The sequence below is a fragment of the Brevibacterium sp. 91QC2O2 genome (assembly GCF_024580695.1).
Lineage (GTDB): Bacteria > Actinomycetota > Actinomycetes > Actinomycetales > Brevibacteriaceae > Brevibacterium > Brevibacterium moorei.
On record NZ_JANIJY010000072.1, the window covers coordinates 1 to 455 of the forward strand.

At 59.8% G+C, this 455-nt stretch carries 1 pseudogene; it reads left to right on the forward strand.

Annotation, left to right across the window (positions count from 1 at the left end):
* Positions 1-169 precede the first annotated feature (169 nt).
* Positions 170-455: pseudogene (locus NQ036_RS15475) on the forward strand (hypothetical protein); the annotation flags it as partial.

Genomic DNA, 455 nt, shown 5'->3' on the forward strand with positions numbered 1-455 from the left:
TGTTTCTGTCCGTCGCGCATACCGCCGCGGATATCGATCACGCGTTGTCGGTGACCGATGACGCCTTCAAGATCGTGGCGGGGCTTTAGATCGCGGCAGGCGTCAACGGAATTTGCGACGAATTTTTGGGAGCAGGCGAATGAAGCGGAATGTTGCACAAGGCATCGCAGTGGCGCTGACCCTGGTTCTCGGAATTTCGCTCGGCGTCGCCAGTACCGCTTGCGCGCAGACCCCCAAGAAGGGAGGCACGCTGATCTATGCCAGCGTCTCCGGTCCGGGTACGCTCGATCCCTACATGGCGTCGAGCGCCGTCGAACTCGAGGTCATCAACAATATCTTCGAGGGTCTCGTGACCCTCGATAACGTCAACGCCACGCGTCCCATGCTGGCGGCGAAGGCCGGCGCCTCGGCCGATTTCAAGACCTACTCGTTTGAACTGCGCAAAGGGGTGAAAT